Raw genomic sequence first — 19,238 nt, forward strand, 5'->3', positions numbered from 1 at the left:
CCGTGTTGTCCGACTTCACCCGGACCTTCACGTTGTAGTCCACCACGCGTTTGACGGGGACGAGAATCTTCATGTTGTCGCTCATGGATCAGATGGGGGCTGCAGAGGCTGCAGCCCAGAAATGGAAATGCCCTGGGCCTGGATCAGGTCCCAGGGCACGGCACCAGTGGGTCAGGGATTGACGTAGGTGGTCTTCACTGTGGTGAAGAACTCGGCGGCATAACGCCCTTGCTCACGCGGCCCATGGCTGGACCCCTTGCGGCCTCCGAAAGGCACGTGCGGATCGACACCGGCGGTGGGCGCATTGACCATCACCATGCCGGCCTGCAGCTCGCGCTTGAAGCGTGCAGCCTGTTTCAAGGACTGGGTCACCACACCGGCCGACAGGCCAAAGGGCGTGTCGTTGGCCACCCGCAAGGCTTCATCAGCATCCTTGACACGAATGACGCTCGCGACCGGGCCAAAAATCTCCTCGCGGTTGAGGGTCATTGAAGGCGTGGTGTTGGTGAACAGGGCTGGTTGCAGGTAGAAGCCGGGCTGACCGTTCCAGTCCTGACGTGCCTGGCCACCAAAGGCCAGCGTGGCGCCTTCGCGCAGGCCCAGATCGATGTAGCGCAGATCCTGTTCCAGCTGCGAGGCATCGACCACGGGCCCGATGACGGTGTCTGGCGCCCGGGCATCCCCCACCACCAGGCCTTGCATGGCCTGGGTCAGGCCGGCCACGAACTGGTCATGCACCGCGTCGGTGACGATCAGGCGCGAAGAGGCCGTGCACCGCTGGCCGGTTGAATAAAAGGCACCGTTGATGGCACAGGCGATGGCCTGATCGAGGTCGGCATCGTCCAGCACCACCAAGGGGTTCTTGCCGCCCATTTCAAGCTGGAATTTGGCCATGGGGCCGGGGCGCCCCACCGCGCTGAGCGCCACCTTGCGGCCAGTGGCCTCCGAGCCGGTGAAGGTGATGGCCTGCACCCTCGGATCCTCCAGCAAGACCTCGCCCAACTCACGGCCTTTACCCATGACCAGGTTGAAGGTGCCCGGTGGCAGGCCCGCGCGGGTAATGATCTCGGTCAGTGCCCAGGCGCAGCCCGGCACCAATTCAGCGGGCTTGAACACCACGGCGTTGCCATAGGCCAGGGCCGGCGCGATCTTCCAGGCCGGAATGGCCAACGGAAAGTTCCAGGGCGTGATGACGGTCACCACGCCCACAGGTTCGCGGCAGATCTCCACGCTCATGTTGGGGCGTGTAGAACCGATCAGCTCACCCCCTATCCGCAAGGCTTCGCCCGCGAAGAACTTGAAGATATGGGCTGCGCGCAGCACCTCGCCCGAGGCGTCCGGCAAGGCCTTGCCTTCTTCACGCGCCAGCAGGTCGGCCAGCTCAGCCCGGCGCGCCAGCAACTCACTGCCGATGCGGTCGAGCGCCTCTGAGCGCTGCATGGGGGTCTGCGCGGCCCACAAAGGCTGGGCCGCGTGGGCGGCGGCAATCGCCGTACGGGCCTGGTCCTGGCTGGCACGGGCATACAGGCCGATGACATCCCGGGTATCCGAAGGATTCACATTGGGCGCAGCATGCTGGCCGGTCAGCCACTCGCCGGCGATGTAATTGGGTTTGATGGGGTCACTCATGGGGATACAGGCCCTTGGTCCGGGCAAAAAGGCGGGCGATGCCAAACAGGGCATCGACATGGGGGGTCTGAACCCCCAGCACTTGGGCCATGTCACGCACGGCCGCGACGATGGCATCCAGCTCCAAGGGCTTGCCGGATTCGACGTCTTGCAGCATGGAGGTCTTGAAAGCCCCGAGGCGGGCCGTCAGCGCATGCCGGTCCTCTGGGCTTTGATCAATCTCGCAACCGATCCGGGCCCCCACACCGGCCACCTCATCCATGGCCGCCGAGCAGAAGCTGCGCAGCAGCGGGTCTGCCAGGATCCGGTCCACCGTGGCGCCGGTGATGGCTGAGAGCGGGTTCATGGTCAGGTTGCCCCAGAGCTTGAACCAGATGTCCCGGCGCACGTTGTCACTCACGCGGGCCTCAAAGCCGGCGAGTTGCAGCAACTGGGCCAGGGCGGCAGCTCGTATCGAGGCCCCGCCACCAGGTTCGCCAATGATCAGCTCCTGACCCTTGATGTGCTTGACCAGGCCAGGTTCCAACACCGCACTGCTCGCATGGACCACGCAGCCCAAAACTGTTGAGAAGGGCAGGTTGTGGGCGATGACACCCCCCGGGTCGACACTGGGCAGCCCGGCTTCAAAGCCAGGCCAACCCTGGCAGAACCACCAGGGCACGCCGTTCATGGCCGGCAGGATCAGGGTGTCGGGCCCCAACAGCGGCTGCAGCGTGGCAGCGATGTCTTTCAGTGCGGGGCCCTTGACCGCGATGATCACCACATCCTGCGGGCCCAGGTCCTGGGCCCGATCGCTGGCCTGGACCGGGGCGCGGATCACCGTGCCGTCTTCGCCCTGAAGGCGCCAGCCGTGCTCGCGCAAGGCCTGCAGCGTGGCGCCGCGCGCCAGGGCCGACACCGACACGCGGCCGGTCGCCGCCAGGCGCGCCCCGATCAGGCTGCCGATGGCACCGGCGCCCACGATGCACACCTTGTGCTCCTGGGGAGCTTCAAGGCGGCCCCCCGTCAACGCGGACAACTCAGGCATCGGCACTGAACCCGATCGATTTCACAATCGGTCCCCAGCGTTCCAGGTCGGCCTTCAAAGCGGCGGCCAACTCTTCCGGCGTGGAGGAACGTGTCTCCAGGCCCATGGCCGCAAAGCCGTCGATCACGTCTTTGGCGGCCAAGGCCTGGCGGATGGCCGCATTGGCGTTCTTGACCACCGCAGCGCTGGCCTTGCCCGGCAGGAAGAAGCCATGCCACTCGCCATAGACCAGCGACTTGAAGCCCTGCTCGGCCAGCGTCGGCACCTGAGGGACGAACTTGCTTCTGGCCGCACCACTGGTGGCCAGGATGCGGAGCTTGCCGCCAGGCAGGTGCGGCAGGAACTCGCCCACCGGCGCCGACACCGCCGCGATCTGACCGCCCACGAGGTCCATGATGGCGGGCTGGGTGCCCCTGAAGCCCACGTGCCGCAGGTCGACGTTGCCCGCCCGGCCGATCAGCACGCCCACGAAGTGGGGCACCGAGCCCGGTGCCGGCGAGCCGAAGTTGGCCAGGTCCGGATTGGCCTTGCACCAGGCCAGAAACTCAGGGATGTTGGTGACCGACGCAGGCACCAGCGGGCCTACGGCCAGGCCCATGTCGACATAGACCCCCATGGACACGGGCGTCAGATCGGCGATCGGGTCGTACGGCAGCTTTTTGTAGGTATGCGGGTAGATGCCCAGCATGGACATCGGTGTGGCCAGCAGGGTGCTGCCATCCGGGGCCGCCGCCTTCAAGGCCGAGATGGCGATCTGCCCGCCCGCACCGGGGCGGTTGTCGACAAAGACGGCCTTGGCGTAAGCACCGGTCAAGCGGTTGGCCACGCGGCGGGCCTCGGTGTCGATGGTGCCGCCCGGGGCAAAGCCCGCAAGGATCTTGGCACTGTCCAGGGCATCAGCCCTGGCGCCGAAAGGCAGCGCCGCGGCCGCCATGCCGCAGGCGATCTGAGAGAGGATTTGACGACGGTTTTGCATTGTTGGAGTCTCCATTTGAGTTGGGTGAGGGGCTTGAGCCGGGCGTGATCAGGACTGTTTGGCCTTTCTGGCGTCACTGAGGTTCTGCTTGAAGCGTTCGGGAACACGCTCGTCAAAGCCCAGCGCCACGCGCCGGACTTCGGGGGTGTCGGTGGGCTGATGGCCCACACCCAGGGCACTCGCGCGGGGAGCGGCGATCTCCACCACCGTGCCGCTGACCCGGCCCAGACCGGTGATCTCACACTCGACGAAGTCGCCCGGGTCCACCGAACGCGAATGGCAGGGCGTGCCCATCAGGATCACGTCCCCCGCCACCAAGGTGATGTGGCGGGCCAGGTCGGCAATCACATAGTGAGGGCCCCAGATGGTCTCGTCACCGATGTGCGCCTCTTGCACAACCAGGCCGTTGACGTAGGTGCGCAGGGTCTGCTGGAACAGGTCCACACCGCGGACAATCCCCGGGCCGATAGGCAAGAGCGTGTCAGCGCCCTTGACGCGCAACATCGAGCCCTGGTCGGTATCGCGGAAGTTCTGCAAGCCCATGTCGAGGGCCGGGCAGAAACCTTCGATGTAGTCCCAGGCCTCATCGGGCGTGACGTTGCGGCAGGTCTTGCCGATCACCACGGCGTACTCGCCTTCGTAATTCAGGTACTGGCAATCCGCCGGCTTGAGAATCTGGCCCCCATGCCCGTTGAGCGAGGTCGGAGGCTTGGTGAAGTAGGTCGGCGATTCGGTGGGCTTGGGCTTCTGGCGCGTCTCGTAGCTGCGCGAGCTGTAGGAGATGTGCACCGCAATGATCTTGCTCGGCTGCACCGGGGGGAGGTAGTTCAAGCCCTCGGTGTCCAGCAAGCGCCCGTCGTCCAGGCGCAGGCGGCCTGCGTCAGCGCCCTCCTCGACCACGGTGCCCCAGAAGGCGCTGCCGCCCAGCAATACACGCCGACGCTCAACCCTGGGGCCTTGCATCACGGCGGGCAATTGGTCAATTGGAAATTCGAAATCCATGGAATGTCTCCGTCTCTAGGTGATGGGCTTGAGGCTCAGGCCACGCTGGCGGCACCGGCAGGTGCAAACTCATTGAGGGCAGCGGACCCAGGTTGCGGCTGGGTGTTGAACCAGATGTGGATGTTTCCGGTGCCGCGTGCGTTCTCGTACGCGGACAAGGGCTCGCCCTTGGCCTGGCAGGAAGCACCGCCCATGGCCCCCAGCATCTGCAGGTAATGCGCGCCGAAGGCCTCCCAGGGCCTGCGGCGGTAATCCTCATCCCAGCGGGCCACGATTTCGTCATGGCGACCCTCGCGCATCAGTTCGATGGCGGCCTTGTCGCTTTCAATGTTCTCGGGGCGCGAGACATTGCTTTCGTGGAAGATCCGGGGGTGGTTGGGTCGCCAGTCGATGCCATTGAACTTGTGGCTCAGCGCGCCCGAGGCCAGCAGCACCACGCGCAGGTCGCTGCGGCGGATCGCCTCGCCAATGTCTTCACCCGATTGCAGGAACTGCGGCCATTCGCAGTTCTGGCACGAGCTGACCGTCAGCACCGGGGTCTGGGTCAGCTCCAGTTGCAGGTGCTTGACGAGGTTCAGCGTGGCATATTGCTTGCCGAGTTCCGGATGCTGCACGTTGCGCACATAGCCCTTGCGCTCACGCGAGACGGCCTCGATCTGCACGGCCAGCTCTGGACAGCCACGGTAGTCGTAAGGAACGCCGTGCAGGTACCAGGGCATTTCGTCGGAGATGTAGGTGCCCTTGAAATGGTCACCCCCATCCAGCAAGTGATAGCCGGTGGTGAACCAATGCGAATCGAAGATCAAGACCGCATCGGGCTTGACGCTGCGGATGCGCTCGCGCAGGCGAGCGTAGCCGGGGATCAGGTCCGAATCGGCGCCGGCACCTTGCAGCACGCGAAACTCTTCACACTGCATCAAGCCGGGGTGGTGGGAAACAAGGGCTGCGCCCAGAATTTGGCCCATGGAAAATACCTTTGAGGTTGTCGGGTGGAAGTCGGGGTGGAATTCAGGTCGAAGTGCGGCGCCGATCAGCGATGGCTGAAGCTGGCCTTGAAGGGTTTTTTGGGGACGACCACGTCCTTGACATCGCAGAAGAACTCGAAGCTCCAGTCGCCCCCTTCGCGCCCCACGCCCGAGCGCTTGATGCCCCCGAACGGCGCTGCCAGATCACGGATGCCGAAGCTGTTGACCCAGATGAAGCCGGTGCGCACCTGCTCGGCCACATCGATCGCGTGGGCCTGTTCGCCATAGCAGACGCCGCCCAGGCCATAGTCGGTTCCGTTGGCCATCGCTATGGCCTGCTCGTCGGTCTCGAAGGTCTGCAGGGTCAGCACCGGGCCAAACACCTCGTTCTGCACGATCTCATCGCTTTGGCGCAGGTCGGTCAGCATGGTGGGCTGGTAGTACTGGGCACCGAAGTCGTGCCGCGCACCGCCCCACAACAGGCGTGCGCCTTGGGCTACGGCGCGGTCCACAAAGGTCGACACCCGGTCCAGTTGACGCGGATGGATCAAGGGGCCCACCTCGGTGGCCTCTTCACGCGGGTCGCCGATGTTGAGCTTTTCGACATAGCCGCGCAGGGCCTCGACGTAGCGGTCCGCGACACGCTGATGCACCAGGAAGCGCGTGCCGGCCAGACAGACCTGCCCGGCATTGCGGTACATGAGCGCGCCCGTGGCGGCGGCGCTGTCGATGTCGGCATCTTCCAGCACGATGAAGGGGCTTTTGCCGCCCAGCTCCAGGCTGCAGGGCACCAGGTTGGCCCCGGCGGCCTGGGCGATCCACTTGGCCGTGGGCACCGAGCCCGTGAAGGAAATGCGCGCCAGCCGCGGGTCGCTGACCAGGCGGGCACCGGTGTTGGCGCCACTGCCTTGCACCAGGTTGAACACGCCAGGCGGCAGGCCGGCCGCGTGGGCCGCATCGGCCAGCAGCGAGCAAGTCAGAGGCGCCCACTCTGGCGGCTTGAGCACACAGGTGTTGCCCGACGCCAGGGCCGGCCCGAGCTTCCAGGTCGACAGCATCAGGGGTGCGTTCCAGGGCGTGATGATGGCCACCACGCCCGCCGGATCGTGGCGCACCCGATGGCTGGCCTGCTCCGTCTCCAGAGTGCGGTTCTGCAGTTCGAGCGCATGCTCGGCGAACCACCGGATGTTGAGCATGGCGCGTGGCACCACGCCATGGCGCATGCGCGAGAGCAAGACGCCGGCATCGTTGCTTTCCAGCTGGCACAGCTCGTCGGCGCGCTTGCCGATCTCTTCGGCAAAGCGGTCGAGATAAGGCTTGCGCCCCGCCGCACCCAGGGCCGCCCAGGCCGGAAACGCGTTCTGCGCGGCCACGATGGCTTGCTCCACATGCTCAGGCAAGCCCTCGGACACGTGTCCCAGCAAGCGCTGGTCAATGGGGCTGTGCAGTTCAAAGGTTTGGCTGGAAGCCACACGCAGGCCATTGATGTAATGGTCGGGTGACACCCGAATGCCTGCAACGTCCAGTGAAGGATGGCTCATGATGTTCTCCAAGAGGGTGTTTTCGCGAAGCGCTTGGGTGCGCGTGGATTTCAGGCCAGCAACTTGCCGGGATTCATCAAACCCAGGGGGTCCAGTGCCGCCTTGACGCGGCGCATCAACTGAAGCTCGACGGCGGACTTGTAGCGGGCGGATTCATCCCGGCGCAGCACGCCCAGGCCGTGTTCGGCAGAGATCGATCCGCCTCGGGCTGCCACAGCGTCATGAACCCGTTGGTTCATGGAAGACTCCAGCGCCCCGAAATCGGGGGCGGAGGCCCCCGCCACAGGCGAGAGGTTGTAGTGCAGGTTGCCATCACCGAGATGACCAAACACCACCATCCGAACCAGGGGGCTGCTGGCCAGGATGGCCGCACTGGTGGTCTCGATGAATTCGGCGATCCGGGAAGCCGGCAGAGAAATGTCGTGCTTGATCGTCTTGCCCTCGGCGCCCTGGGCCTCCGAGATGTTCTCGCGCAGGGCCCACAGGGCCTCGAACTGCGAGAGGTTGGACGACAGCGCGGCATCGGCGATCAGGTCTTGTTCAAAAGCCGATTCGAGCAGGGCCTCAAGATGGGCCGTGGCCTCGGCACCGCCCTGCTCACTCGACAGCTCCAGCAGCACATACCAGGGACTGCGTTCGCCCAAGGGGAAGCGGGTGCCAGGCACATGCTTCTCGACCAGCTGCAGGCAGGCATCACTCATCAGCTCGAAGGCGGTCAGGCCGGCCCCCAGGCGGGACTGGGCCAGCGCCAGCAGATCGACGGCTTGCGCCGGTGTGGCGACCGCCACGCAGGTGACCACCTGACTGGCAGGCTGGGGGAACAGCTTCAAAGTGGCCCCGGTGATGATGCCCAAGGTGCCTTCGCTGCCGATGTACAGATCCCGCAGGTCGTAGCCGGTGTTGTCTTTGCGCAGGCCACGCAGGCCGTTCCAGAGCTCACCTTCCGCGGTCACCACTTCCAGGCCCAGGCAAAGCTCGCGGGCATTGCCGTAGCGCAGCACCTGAACACCGCCGGCATTGCTGGCCAGGTTGCCTCCGATGGTGCAGCTGCCTTCGGCCGCCAGGCTGAGGGGAAACAGCCGCCCTGCCGCCTTGGCGGCTTCCTGCAAGGCGAGCAGGGTCAGCCCGGCATCCACCGTGATGGTGTTGTTGCTGACGTCAATGTCACGGATCCGCTGCAAGCGGGCCAGCGAGAGCACGACAGAGCGACCCGACACATCGGGCGTCGATCCACCCGAGAGGCCGGTATTGCCGCCCTGGGGCACCACGGGAACGCGTCTTTCGCAACACCAGCGCATCACGCTCGCCACATCCTCAGGGGTGTCGGGTTGCACCACGGCCCACGCCGCCCCGGTCCACTTGCCACGCCAGTCGGTCAGAAAGGGGGCCATCTCTGCCGGCGCTGTGAGCAGACGGCCCGCAAACACCGCGCGCAAACTCTGGTGCATCTCAGTAGCCATGACGCGTCTCCGTGGGGCTGGCTTCGTCGCGGTAACGTTGCAACAAGGCGCGTGCGGCCTGGGACAGCAGCGTCGTGTCCACACCGATGGCGACGAACTGGGCGCCGACCTGGGCGTAGTGCCGGGCCAGGGCCTCGTCGGTGCACAGGATGCCCGCCGCCTTGCCATGCGAACGGATGGTTCGGATGGCCTGCTCGATCGCGGCCTTGACGGTGGGATGCGCCGGCTGGCCCAGCAGGCCCATCGAGGCCGACAGATCGGCCGGACCGATGAACACCCCGTCAACGCCCTCGACCTGGGCGATGGCATCGAGTTCACCCAGGGCCTCGGCGGTTTCGACCTGAACCAGCAGGCACACCCGCTCATTGGCTTCGTGCAGATAGTTCGGGTAGCGGCTCCAGCGCGAAGAGCGCGCCAGGCCGCTGCCCACGCCCCGGATCCCCTGCGGCGGGTAGCGCATGGCCTGGACCAGTCCGCGAGCGGCTTGCGCCGACTCGACCATGGGGATCAACAGCGTGCGGGCACCGATCTCCAGCACCTGCTTGATCAAGGCCGGGTCCCCGTGCGGAATGCGCACCACGGCTTCGGTTTCGTACGGAGCGGCAGCCTGCAAGGCCCCCAGCATGGAGCGCAGATCGTTGGGGCCATGCTCGCCATCGATCAGCATCCAGTCGTAACCCAGGCCGGCACACAGCTCGGTGGCGTAGGGATCTGCCAGACCGAGCCAGAGCCCGGCCAGTTGACGCCCTGCCTGCAGGGCATCCTTGAAGGTGTTGCGAGGGGTCTGACTCATGCGAACCTCACCGAAATGGAACCCAGGGTGCCGTAGTCGGCATGGAACACATCGCCTGCGGCGCAGGCCACGGGGCGGGTGAACGAGCCGCCCAGCACGATCTCGCCCGCAGCCAGGGATTGGCCATGGGGCGCCAGCTTGTTGGCCAGCCAGGCCACCCCGTTGGCCGGGTGGTTGAGGACGGCCGCGCCCAGGCCGGATTCTTCGATGACCCCGTTCTTGAACAGCAGGGCACCGGCCCAGCGCCAATCGACCTCATGGGGGCGCATGGGGCGTCCGCCCAGGATGATGCCGCCGTTGGCCGCGTTGTCGGCGATCGTGTCCAGCACCTTGCGGGGTGCCTTGGTATGGCGGTCGAACTGCTCGATGCGGGCATCGATCAGCTCCAGGGCGGGCACCACGTAGTCAGTGGCATTGAGCACGTCGAAGATCGTCACGCCGGGGCCCTGCAGGGGTTTGGCGAGAATGAAGGCGAACTCGACCTCCAGCCGGGGCAAGATAAAGCGCTCGGTGCGGATCTCCGATCCGTCGGGGATCAGCATGTCGTCGAGCAAGGTGCCGTAGTCCGGCTCGGTGATCTGCGAGGAGATCTGCATCGCCCGTGAGGTCAGGCCGATCTTGTGCCCGATCACCTGCCGACCCTGGGCCAGGCACAGCTTCATCCAGGCACTCTGGATGGCGTAGCTGTCCTCGATGTCCAGGGTCGGATGGAGGCGTGAAAACTGTTCTAGCTGGATGCGCGTGCGCTGGGCATCGTGCAGCTGCGCAGCTAGCGTTGCATGGAGTTCGGGGCTGAGGTTCACGTTGGCTGACCTGATCAAGAGATGAAAGCAGGGCGCGAGTATCCCGTTCGGATCTGCCGCGAACAAACGACAAATACTGAGCGATTCGTAAGTAAAAATGGTCAATCCGCCAGCGACAAAACGGATACAAAATGCCCCATGCCCTTGACCCGTTTCACGATCAGACAGTTCGAAGCCTTTGTGAGCGTGGCCGATGCCCGCAGCTTTGCCGGTGCCAGTGAGCTGATGGGCCTGTCCTCATCTGCCGTCAGCCAATTGATTGCCGAACTGGAGTCCACGCTCGGGTTCCGCGTGTTTGACCGCAGCACACGCCGGGTCGATCTGTCCAGTGCGGGCCGCGATTTCCTGGGCCCAGCGCGCACCGTGCTCAGGCACCTTCAGATGGCCGAGTCGACGGCTTCGGACGTGCGCAACCGGGCTTCGGGCGTGGTGCGCATCGGCGCGCCCATGGTGCTGGCCAGCGCCGTGCTACCCGCGGCCATCAAGGCCTTCTGTGAAACCCGACCCAAGGTGGTGATCCGCATTCGCGACACGCCGGTGGATGAGTTGGTCGACAAGGTGGTCAGCGGTGACCTTGACCTGGCCGTGGGGCCGGACCGCAGCGGCATCGAGCACGTGGAATCGGTGCCGGTCTTCGACAGCCCCTGGGTGCTGTGGTGCGCGCCGAAACACCCGCTGGCCGAGCAAAGATCGCTCAGTTGGGTGGACCTGCGAAACGCCCACATCGTGGCCGCAGGACGCGACCACGAGCGCAGCGTTGCCCAGATGCACCTCAATGCACCCGAGGGCTCAAGAATCCTGCCCGTGGATGTGGTGGACAACATCTCGACCGCCCTGGGGATCGCGGCCCAGGGCCTGGCCGCCACCTTGGCGCCCGCCTACATTGCCGTCGTGGCCCGGCCACTGGGCCTGGTGATGCGACGCGTCAAGGAGCCGGAGGTGATCCGGCAGGTCTGCCTCTACCGCTCCACCGTCCGCGCGGCCCCTCCTGCAGCCGAGGCCTTCCACGAATTTCTCACACCGTGGCTTCAGCAGTGGCAGGCTCAATTGCAGAAGCGGGGCGCCAGGGCTCCACAGGCAAGCGTGCGATGACCTGCCCCGTGCCCGAGGCCACGAAATAAGGGGTCACCAAACTCATCGGCGACCGGTAATGGTCCCAGCCCAGTGCACCCAACAGCATGGCGGTGTCGTGCATCCAGCCTTCACCAGTACAGGCCTTGGCATAGCTGGGCAACATGGCGGTGAACTCGGCCCACCGACCGGTTTGCCACAACTCCAAGGCCCGCAGGTCGCACTGGCGATTGAACTCGTCACTGATCTCATAGGGGCGATCCAGCACCTCGTGGTTGTCATGGATGCGGTGCGACAGGGACCCGCTGGCAATCAAGGCCACCCGATTGCCCGAACGCTCTATGGCATCGCGGAATGCCGCGCCCACACGGCGGCTTTCATCGATGGTGGAGAACGCGCACCAGCCAGAGACCGAGATCACGCGAATTTTCGGGTCCAGTTGCATGAAGTGCAGCGGCACCAGCGTGCCGTACTCCAGGCCCAGGTGGGATTTTTGATGCGCGATTGTCTTCACGCCGGCCGCGCTGGCCGCCTGCGCCATGGCAAAGGCCAGCTCCGGTTGGCCCTCGTAGGCATAGGGCAGCTCGCTGAGCTGGGTCGGGAACTCGCTGCTGGTGAACACCCCCTCAAAGCGGGCGGCACCGTTGACGTGGTAGGCCGCATTGCTCAACCAATGGGTGTCGAGGATCACCACCGTGTCGGCCCCGGCCTCCATGATCTGCTGGCCCACCGACAGCAGCCCCTCGGTGGCGTCGCTGCGGCAGCCATGCAGCGGCCCCGGTTGCTCGGACAGGATCATCCGGGGAATGTGGGTGACCTTGGCGGCGTAGACAAGCTGGCTCATGTTCAATCTCCTGGTGGTTGATGCGTTGTGGATGCGTTGTTGCCTGCGCAGTTTGGGCGCGCAGGGCCGGTCTCAACAAGCGATCAAAACTGGGCGATTGCTCAGAATTCGCTGACAAATCAAGCGCAAAAGATTGGCCTGCATCAAAGCCAGGCGAGCAGATCCCGCATAGGGATGAACGCGCCCGAGCGAGCGCGTGAGACGGTGCCCGGGGCCTAAGCGCCCGCGGAGGCGAGTTCCATGGCCCCAAGCGCCTGCGTGACCAGGCGCTCGGTCCCCAGGATGTGCTTGCGGAACAGGTCCAGCGCGGTGTCGATGTCGCGCGCCAGGACCGACGCCATGAGCTGCTGGTGTTCGGCGTGCTTGTGGCGGTCCACCACACGATGCAGGGCTGAAAAGCGACGGTAGCGCTCGGCGGCATCGAACAACTCGATCACCATTTGGCCAAGCAGCGGCGAACGACAGCCCGCATACAGCGCCAGATGAAAAGCACGGTGCCGGTCCGACCAATCGTTGTCCAACGCCAGCGGACCCGCGCCCATGCGCTGTTCAACCCTGCCCAGCGAGTGCGCCGCAGCCACGATGTCGGCCTCCCAGGCATCGTCACCCCGGTCCATGGACTCGCGCAGGGCCTCGCATTCGACCAACAGGCGAACACGCGTCAGGTCGGCAATCCCCTCAGCGCTGAGCGGCGCCACACGAAAACCGCGATTGTCGAATGCACGCACCAGGCCCTGCTCCGACAGCCGACTGAGGGCTTCGCGCACCGGGCTGCTGCTGACGTCGTAGCGCCGGCTCAGTTCATCGACGCGCAGGCGCTGGCCGGGCTCGAATTCACAACGCACGATGGCCTGACGCAGGCTGCGGTAAGCGCGTTCTGCCAAAGGCAGGTCGGTGATGGTGTCGGTGCTGTCCATGGTGAAGGGCCGGATGTCTGGACCAGATCATACGTTAGCCATATTTTCACGTTTCATGCGTAATGGTTTCTACCATGCTTATTTTTAGTTTTTATGCATAAAAATAATCACCATGCACAAACAGCCGGAACCCATCGGGGTGCCGGACTCACCACCAAGGAGCCTTGAATGAAGTTGATCTCTTACCAACACGCCGGTCGCGAATCCTGGGGCGCTGTGGTCGATGGCCAGGTCATCGACCTGGCTGGCCCCAGCGGCGTGGCCACCCTGGCCGAATTCGTGGGTAGCCCGCGCTTTGCCGAACGCGATGCCCTTTTGGCCAGCGCAGGTGCGCCCGTGGCCGCCTACGACGCGGTGCAACTGCTGCCCGTGATCCCCAAGCCTGAAAAAATCATCTGCGCCGTGCGCAACTACATGGACCACCACCAGGAGGTGCTGGCCGCCGGCATGCAGCGCGAGCTCTCGGAAGAGCCGCCGATCTTCTTGCGCGTGTGGCGCTCGCAAACCCCGCACAACGGCCCCATCGTGCTGCCCCGCGTCTCCGAGACGCTGGACTGGGAAGGTGAACTGGCCGTGATCATCGGCCAGGGTGGCCGCGACATCCCCGAGAGCCAGGCCTTCGAGCATGTGGCCGGTTACGCCTGCTACAACGACGGCAGCATCCGCGAGTGGCAGTTCCATGCCAAGCAGATCGCCTCGGGCAAGAACTTCGAATCGACTGGCGGCTTCGGCCCTTGGATGGTGACGGCCGACGAGATCGAACCCAACCGGCCGCTGAAGCTGGAGGTGCGTCTGAACGGCGAGGTACTGCAGTCCAGCCACACCGGGCACATGATCTTCAACATCCCCAAGCTCATCCACTACGCCTCGACCATCTTCACGTTGAGCCCGGGCGATGTGATCGCCACCGGCACCCCCGCCGGTGTGGGCTGGAGCCGCAAGCCGCAGCGCTTCATGAAGGCTGGGGATGTGTGCGAGGTCGAGATCGAAGGCATCGGCATTCTGCGCAACCCCATCGTGGCCCAGGCCTGATCCCCGCGGCAAGCCGGAAGCGGGCCGCCCCAGAAGCACCCGGTGGCCCCGCTCAAAAAAAGAAAACAAGGAGACAGCTCGCATGCAACGCAGACGCTTCATGAGTTGGGCGGCCCTGGCCACGGCCCTGCCTTCGGTCTGGGCGCAGGGCTACCCCGAGCGCCCCGTCAAGATCTACCAGGGCTTCGCCCCGGGCGGCAATGCCGACACCATCGCCCGCCTGATGGGGGCCGAGATGGGCAAAGGCCTGAACCAGCCCCTGGTGGTAGAGGCCCAGGCTGGCGCGGGCGGCAACATCGCCGCGGCCACGGTGGCGCGTGCCAAGCCAGACGGCTACACCTTGCTGCTGGCCACCGGCGGGCACGCCGTCGCGGGCGCGCTCTACCAGAAGCTGGCCTACCGGTCGGTGGCGGATTTCGAGATGATCTCCACGATCACCTTCTTTCCCTTCCTGTTGGTGGTGCCGGCGGATTCCAAATACCGCAGTTTGAGCAACCTGCTGACCGATGCGCAGGCCCGGCCTGGCAGCGTGTCTTACGGCACGGCGGGCGTGGGCTCGACCCACCACCTGGCGGGCGAGTTGCTGGCCCGCACCGCGAAGGTGGAGATGCAGCACGTGCCCTACCGGGGCGATGCAGCCTCCATCACCGCGGTGCTGGCCGGTGAGATCCCGCTGGCGATCGCGCCGCCCACCGCGGTGATGTCTCACCTGAAAGCCGGCAAGCTGCGCGCGCTGGCCGTCACAAGCGCCCAGCGCTGGACCCTGATGCCCGAGCTGCCGACCGTGGCCGAACAGGGCGTCGCGGCCTACGAGGTCAGCTCATGGGCCGGCCTGATGGCCCCTGCCGGCACCCCGCGCCCACTGATCGAGCGCCTGAACACCGAGGTGCGCCAGGCCCTGCAACAAGCTCCCCTGAGGGCACGGCTGGCCGACATGGGCGGCGAGGCCCGCGCCAGCAGCCCCGAGGAAATGAAAACCCTGTTGGTCGGCGAACTCCAGCGCTGGACGCAGCTGGTGGCCGAAGCCAACATCCCCAAACAATGAAAGTCACACCATGTCCCTGATCCAAATCCGCAAACGCAGCCTGACCCTCGAAACCACGTACCACGAAGGGGGGCCGGTGGCCGACACGCCCTTGAAGCTGGCAGCCGCCTGCGCCGTGATCCGCAACCCCTACGCCGGGCGCTACGAGCCTGATCTGCTGCCGTTCATGGCCGAGCTGCGCCAGCTCGGCACGCTGCTGGCCCAGGAGCTGGTGGACACGCTGGGTGGCAAGGACAAGATCGAGGTCTACAGCAAGGCCGCCATCGTGGGCGTGAACGGCGAAATGGAGCACGGCGCCGTCTGGCATGAAGCCGGCGGCTGGGCGATGCGCGCCGTGCTGGGCGAACCCAAGGCCATCGTACCGGCCGCCAAGGCCGTGGCCGCCACGGGCTACCGGCTGATGGTTCCCTTGCATTACATCCATGCGGCCTACGTGCGCAGCCACTTCAACAGCATGGAGGTGGGCATCCAGGACGCCCCGCGCCCCGACGAGATCCTGTTCGCCCTGGTCATGGGCACTGGCGGCCGGGTGCACGCCCGACTGGGCGGCCTGACCAAGGAGCAGGTCTCGGTGCACGACGGCCAGCGCTGAGCCCCCTCTTGCCTGCCCCCATTGCCTGCCCCCCGGAGACCGCCACCATGAGCGCCACCTATGCCCCCAACCTGTCCCACTTTGGCGTGTCGTGCTTCGACCTCGACCGCATGGTGGACTTCTACACCGCCGTGTTCAGTCTGCAAGTGACCGACAGGGGGCCGGGCCATACCTTCCCCTTTCTGCTGGCCTTTCTGAGCAGCCGGCCCGAGCAGCACCACCAGCTTGCGCTGGCCCAGAACCGCCCGGCTGGATCGCCCAGCACGGTGATGCAGCTGTCTTTCAAGGTACAGACGCTGGACGAGCTGCGCGAGGCGCGCCGACGCGCGCTGGGCCATGGCGCGACCCGGCTGCGCAACCTGAACCACGGCAATGCCTTGTCCATCTACTTCGGGGATGTGGAGGACAACACGGTGGAGGTCTACCTCGACACGCCTTGGTATGTGGCCCAGCCCCACGGCGACCCCCTGGACCTGGATGCCAGTGATGAGAGCATCTGGGCAGAGACCGAGCGCATCGTGCGGGCTGATCCCACCTTCATGCCGGTCAAGCAGTGGCAGGCCCGATTTGCCAGCCGGCAGCACGGCGTCTGAACGGAGGTACGAAGCCGCAGGCTGGAGAAAACGCCAGCCCCGCTTTGAAAGGAAACGCGAGATACTCATCTGCCACCAGCCTGTGAACTGAACCCCATGCAGCAGCCTCACCCCCTCCGCAGCACGCCCATGAGCTCATGGGCCCGTCTGGCCCTGCTGTGCAGCCTGCTGCTGATCACCGCCTGCACCAGCCTGCCCCATCGGACAAGCCGGGCGCCGGCACAGACCCTGGTCGCTGCAGCCGATTCGCCCTTGGCGGCCGTGGCTCGGGATGCGGGCATTGCGCCGGGTCGTTCGGGTTTGCGCGCCATGCCCGAAGCCGACGTGGCCCTGGACGCGCGGTTTGCGCTGATCCGGAACGCGACGGTCTCGATCGATGTCCAGTCTTATCAGATCGGCAACGACAGCGTTGGCCGCAGCCTCTTGCGGGCGCTGCGCGATGCCGCACGACGCGGCGTTCGGGTGCGGCTGCTGGTCGACGACTTCTACACGCGCGACGTCGATGAGCTGCTCCTCGGCCTGGCGGCCACGCCACAGGTTGAAGTCCAGCTGTTCAATCCCTTCACCACCGGACGCTCGTCCTCCTTGCTGCGGACCGTCGGGCTTCTGAGCGACTTCGATCGGCTGAACCACCGCATGCACAACAAGCTGCTGGTGGCTGACGGCGCTGTGGCCGTGGTGGGCGGCCGCAACCTGGCCGACGAATACTTCTTCCGCCATGCCGAAGCCAACTTCATCGACTTCGACATGCTGCTGGTGGGCAGCGTGGTGCCCCAACTCAGCACCTGGTTCGATGTGTACTGGAACAGCAGCACGGTCTACCCGCTGCGTCAGATCATGCGGGATCCACTGACAACCGCTGAACGCCAGGCCGCCTTCGATCGCCTGACCTCGGGGGACGCACAGCCCCAGCTTCTGACGCGTTCCGACATGTACGGCGACCCACCCCTGGCGCTTGAACTCAGCACGCGTCGATTTGCGCTCGTCGAAGGTGAGGCACAGGCCTGGGCCGACCCGCCGGCCAAGGCACAGACCGCCGATGAAGCGGGCCCGACAGTGAAGCAGCGCTTCATGCAGGAGATGGGCGACGCCCGCCGCCAACTGACGCTGTTCTCGCCCTACTTCATCCCGGGCGAGCGCGGTGTGGCCAGCTTGAAGGCGGCCCGCGCACGGGGGGTAGAGGTCAAGGTGGTGACCAACTCGCTGGCGGCCAGCGACGAGCCGCTGGTGAACGTGGGCTACAGCCAGTACCGCGTCGAACTGTTGAAGGCTGGTGTGCGGCTGTTCGAGGTGGCCTCGGAAAGGTTGAAAAGCGACAGCCGGATCGGCCGCCTGTTGGGTGCCACTGCCGGGCGCCTGCACGCCAAGATGGCCTACATCGACACAGACACGGTGCTGGTGGGCTCAATGAACCTGGACCCGCGCTCAGAACACATCAACACCGAGATCGGCGTGGTCGTGCACAGCCCGCAGATCGCACAGCGCATGCTGTCCGTCTTCGACACCGATCGCAATGTCGACTACGAAGTCGAGCTGAGCGCCGATGGTGAAGGCTTGGTCTGGGTCTCGCGCAGTGGCAGCCGGGAGGACCGCAGCATTGCCGAACCTGGCAACGGATGGTGGCAGCGGCTGAAACTCCGGCTCATGTGGATGCTGGTGTCCGAAGACCTGTTGTAGCCCTCCGCGGGCCCGCTTCAATTCGGAAGTTTTTCTGATCAATCATCCAGATTTCATTGAGAGTCGAACCCTCGCAACTCTGCAAAATCCAACGCTTCAGCTTCTTCATGAACTTTGCCGCCACGCGGTGACCAGGCCCCTCGCATGAACTCACCCACCCATTCCATCCGCACCCTGATCCAGCACTGGGGCAGCCGCACCCTGCTGAGCCTGGCCATGGGCGCCGGCCTCCTTCAGGCCGCGCAAGCTCAGACCGCGCCCCTGCAAGGTTGCCCCTCGCCCCAGATCCTGTCGCGCTTCGAAGAGTTCGGCCGCACCGGCAAGATGCCGCCGGATCTGGGCCGCTGGCTCAACGATCGCCAGGCTCAATATATCGAGCCCTACCAGGCCTTCGACAACGTCTACTACGTGGGGGTCTGCTGGGTCTCGGCCTGGCTGGTCAAGACCAGCGAGGGCTACATCCTGATCGACACCTTGCACGAGCCCTTCGTGGATCAGCTGATCGAGAACATGGCCAAGGTGGGCGTCAAACCCAGCGACCTCCGCTATGTGCTGATGACCCATGGCCACTTTGATCACGTCGGGGGGGCCTACAAGCTCAAGCCCCTGACCCAGGCCCGGTTCGTCATGACCCAGACCGGCTGGGACGAGGCGATCGCCGATTCACAGGCCTCCCAGAAGACGCCCCGGCCCTGGCAGATGCTGCCGGCGCCCGATCTGGTGGTCAAGGATGGCGACACGGTGACCTTGGGCGACACCCGGATCAAGGTCTACGAAACCCCGGGCCACACCCATGGCACCGCCTCGTACAGCCTCGACGTGAAGGACGGCAGCCAGACCTACCACGCTTTCGTGATCGGTGGCCTGGGCCTCAATGCCATCGACAGCGCCAGGCAGGTCGAGTCGTACATCGCCAGTGTCGACCGGATCGACGGGCTGGTCCATGACAAAACCACCCCGATCACCGTGCACCTCACCACCCACCCCTTCAGCACCGGGCTCACCGAGGCCAAGGAGAAACTCAAGACCCGGCGCCCTGGGGATCCGCATCCTTTGGTGGATCCCGTTGGTTTCACCAATCAACTGGCCACCCTGCGCCAAGGTGCCGAGTTGCGCCTGGAAGCTGAGCGAAAAAAAGAGTCGCGATAACTGAGGGCTCTGAGCACGTGGCGCGCCCCATACCGCCAACGGCACGTCACCACCCCAGTCTTGCCAAAACCGGATAACCCCCCGCAGCCCTCCCGACCTATCTTCTGAGCCTGCCCCAGCCC

General features: G+C 65.3%; 18 protein-coding genes. 7 read left to right on the forward strand and 11 right to left on the reverse strand.

The features are described 5' to 3' along the window. Positions 1-171: 171 nt before the first annotated feature. The 9 genes from AC07PT_RS28445 to hpaH form a co-directional block, all read right to left on the reverse strand. Complete coding sequence (locus tag AC07PT_RS28445) at positions 172-1,629, reverse strand: aldehyde dehydrogenase family protein (RefSeq protein ID WP_494658912.1); 1,458 nt, start codon at positions 1,627-1,629, stop codon at positions 172-174. Continuing rightward, on the reverse strand, positions 1,622-2,656 hold the full coding sequence (locus AC07PT_RS28450; protein WP_494658913.1) for a 2-dehydropantoate 2-reductase: 1,035 nt from the start codon (positions 2,654-2,656) through the stop codon (positions 1,622-1,624). The genes AC07PT_RS28445 and AC07PT_RS28450 overlap by 8 nt, the downstream gene beginning before the upstream one ends. Further along, a complete protein-coding gene (locus tag AC07PT_RS28455) occupies positions 2,649-3,632 on the reverse strand; it encodes a Bug family tripartite tricarboxylate transporter substrate binding protein (protein ID WP_492350640.1) in 984 nt (327 codons plus the stop codon). The genes AC07PT_RS28450 and AC07PT_RS28455 overlap by 8 nt, the downstream gene beginning before the upstream one ends. Positions 3,633-3,680: 48 nt before the next feature. After that, positions 3,681-4,634: a fumarylacetoacetate hydrolase family protein gene (locus AC07PT_RS28460; RefSeq protein ID WP_492350639.1), complete on the reverse strand. Its 954-nt coding sequence runs from the start codon at positions 4,632-4,634 to the stop codon at positions 3,681-3,683. Between the two features lie 35 nt (positions 4,635-4,669). Further along, a complete protein-coding gene (locus AC07PT_RS28465) occupies positions 4,670-5,599 on the reverse strand; it encodes a DODA-type extradiol aromatic ring-opening family dioxygenase (RefSeq protein ID WP_494658914.1) in 930 nt (309 codons plus the stop codon). Positions 5,600-5,664: 65 nt separating this feature from the next. Continuing rightward, entirely contained in the window at positions 5,665-7,140 is a 1,476-nt protein-coding gene (locus AC07PT_RS28470) for an aldehyde dehydrogenase (RefSeq protein ID WP_492350637.1), read from the reverse strand. A 50-nt stretch (positions 7,141-7,190) separates the two neighbouring features. Beyond that, the gene (locus AC07PT_RS28475) at positions 7,191-8,600 is read right to left on the reverse strand and encodes an FAD-binding oxidoreductase (RefSeq protein ID WP_492350636.1); all 1,410 of its coding nucleotides are present in this window, start codon (positions 8,598-8,600) and stop codon (positions 7,191-7,193) included. Continuing rightward, on the reverse strand, positions 8,590-9,393 hold the full coding sequence (gene hpaI / locus AC07PT_RS28480) for a 4-hydroxy-2-oxoheptanedioate aldolase (protein ID WP_492350635.1): 804 nt from the start codon (positions 9,391-9,393) through the stop codon (positions 8,590-8,592). Before hpaI ends, AC07PT_RS28475 begins: the two co-directional genes overlap by 11 nt. Further along, a complete protein-coding gene (gene hpaH / locus AC07PT_RS28485; RefSeq protein ID WP_494658915.1) occupies positions 9,390-10,196 on the reverse strand; it encodes a 2-oxo-hept-4-ene-1,7-dioate hydratase in 807 nt (268 codons plus the stop codon). The genes hpaI and hpaH overlap by 4 nt, the downstream gene beginning before the upstream one ends. 138 nt (positions 10,197-10,334) lie before the next feature. Between hpaH and AC07PT_RS28490 the strand changes: the two genes are divergently transcribed. Beyond that, positions 10,335-11,288: a LysR family transcriptional regulator gene (locus tag AC07PT_RS28490; protein ID WP_492350633.1), complete on the forward strand. Its 954-nt coding sequence runs from the start codon at positions 10,335-10,337 to the stop codon at positions 11,286-11,288. On the opposite strand, the gene hpaD is transcribed toward AC07PT_RS28490, so the two are convergent. Both hpaD and AC07PT_RS28500 read right to left on the reverse strand, forming a co-directional pair. Beyond that, entirely contained in the window at positions 11,212-12,111 is a 900-nt protein-coding gene (hpaD, locus tag AC07PT_RS28495) for a 3,4-dihydroxyphenylacetate 2,3-dioxygenase (RefSeq protein ID WP_494658916.1), read from the reverse strand. The two genes, AC07PT_RS28490 and hpaD, sit on opposite strands and share 77 nt — an antisense overlap. A gap of 215 nt (positions 12,112-12,326) precedes the next feature. After that, complete coding sequence (locus AC07PT_RS28500; protein ID WP_492350631.1) at positions 12,327-13,028, reverse strand: GntR family transcriptional regulator; 702 nt, start codon at positions 13,026-13,028, stop codon at positions 12,327-12,329. A gap of 168 nt (positions 13,029-13,196) precedes the next feature. On the opposite strand from AC07PT_RS28500, the gene AC07PT_RS28505 reads away from it, so the two are divergent. The 6 genes from AC07PT_RS28505 to blaCAR all read left to right on the forward strand — a co-directional run bounded on the left by AC07PT_RS28505 (position 13,197) and on the right by blaCAR (position 19,116). Next, complete coding sequence (locus tag AC07PT_RS28505) at positions 13,197-14,060, forward strand: fumarylacetoacetate hydrolase family protein (RefSeq protein ID WP_492350630.1); 864 nt, start codon at positions 13,197-13,199, stop codon at positions 14,058-14,060. Between the two features lie 82 nt (positions 14,061-14,142). Beyond that, the gene (locus AC07PT_RS28510) at positions 14,143-15,105 is read left to right on the forward strand and encodes a tripartite tricarboxylate transporter substrate binding protein (RefSeq protein WP_492350629.1); all 963 of its coding nucleotides are present in this window, start codon (positions 14,143-14,145) and stop codon (positions 15,103-15,105) included. 10 nt (positions 15,106-15,115) lie between these two features. Beyond that, positions 15,116-15,697 (forward strand): amino acid synthesis family protein, encoded by a 582-nt coding sequence (locus AC07PT_RS28515; RefSeq protein ID WP_492350628.1) that lies wholly within the window; start codon positions 15,116-15,118, stop codon positions 15,695-15,697. Between the two features lie 47 nt (positions 15,698-15,744). Further along, on the forward strand, positions 15,745-16,290 hold the full coding sequence (locus AC07PT_RS28520; RefSeq protein ID WP_494658917.1) for a VOC family protein: 546 nt from the start codon (positions 15,745-15,747) through the stop codon (positions 16,288-16,290). A gap of 129 nt (positions 16,291-16,419) precedes the next feature. Next, a complete protein-coding gene (locus AC07PT_RS28525) occupies positions 16,420-17,967 on the forward strand; it encodes a phospholipase D-like domain-containing protein (protein ID WP_494658918.1) in 1,548 nt (515 codons plus the stop codon). 216 nt (positions 17,968-18,183) lie between these two features. Next, a complete protein-coding gene (gene blaCAR / locus AC07PT_RS28530; RefSeq protein WP_492362965.1) occupies positions 18,184-19,116 on the forward strand; it encodes a CAR family subclass B3 metallo-beta-lactamase in 933 nt (310 codons plus the stop codon). Positions 19,117-19,238: the final 122 nt, after the last annotated feature.

The sequence above is a fragment of the Curvibacter sp. GW821-FHT09D12 genome, assembly GCF_059416245.1.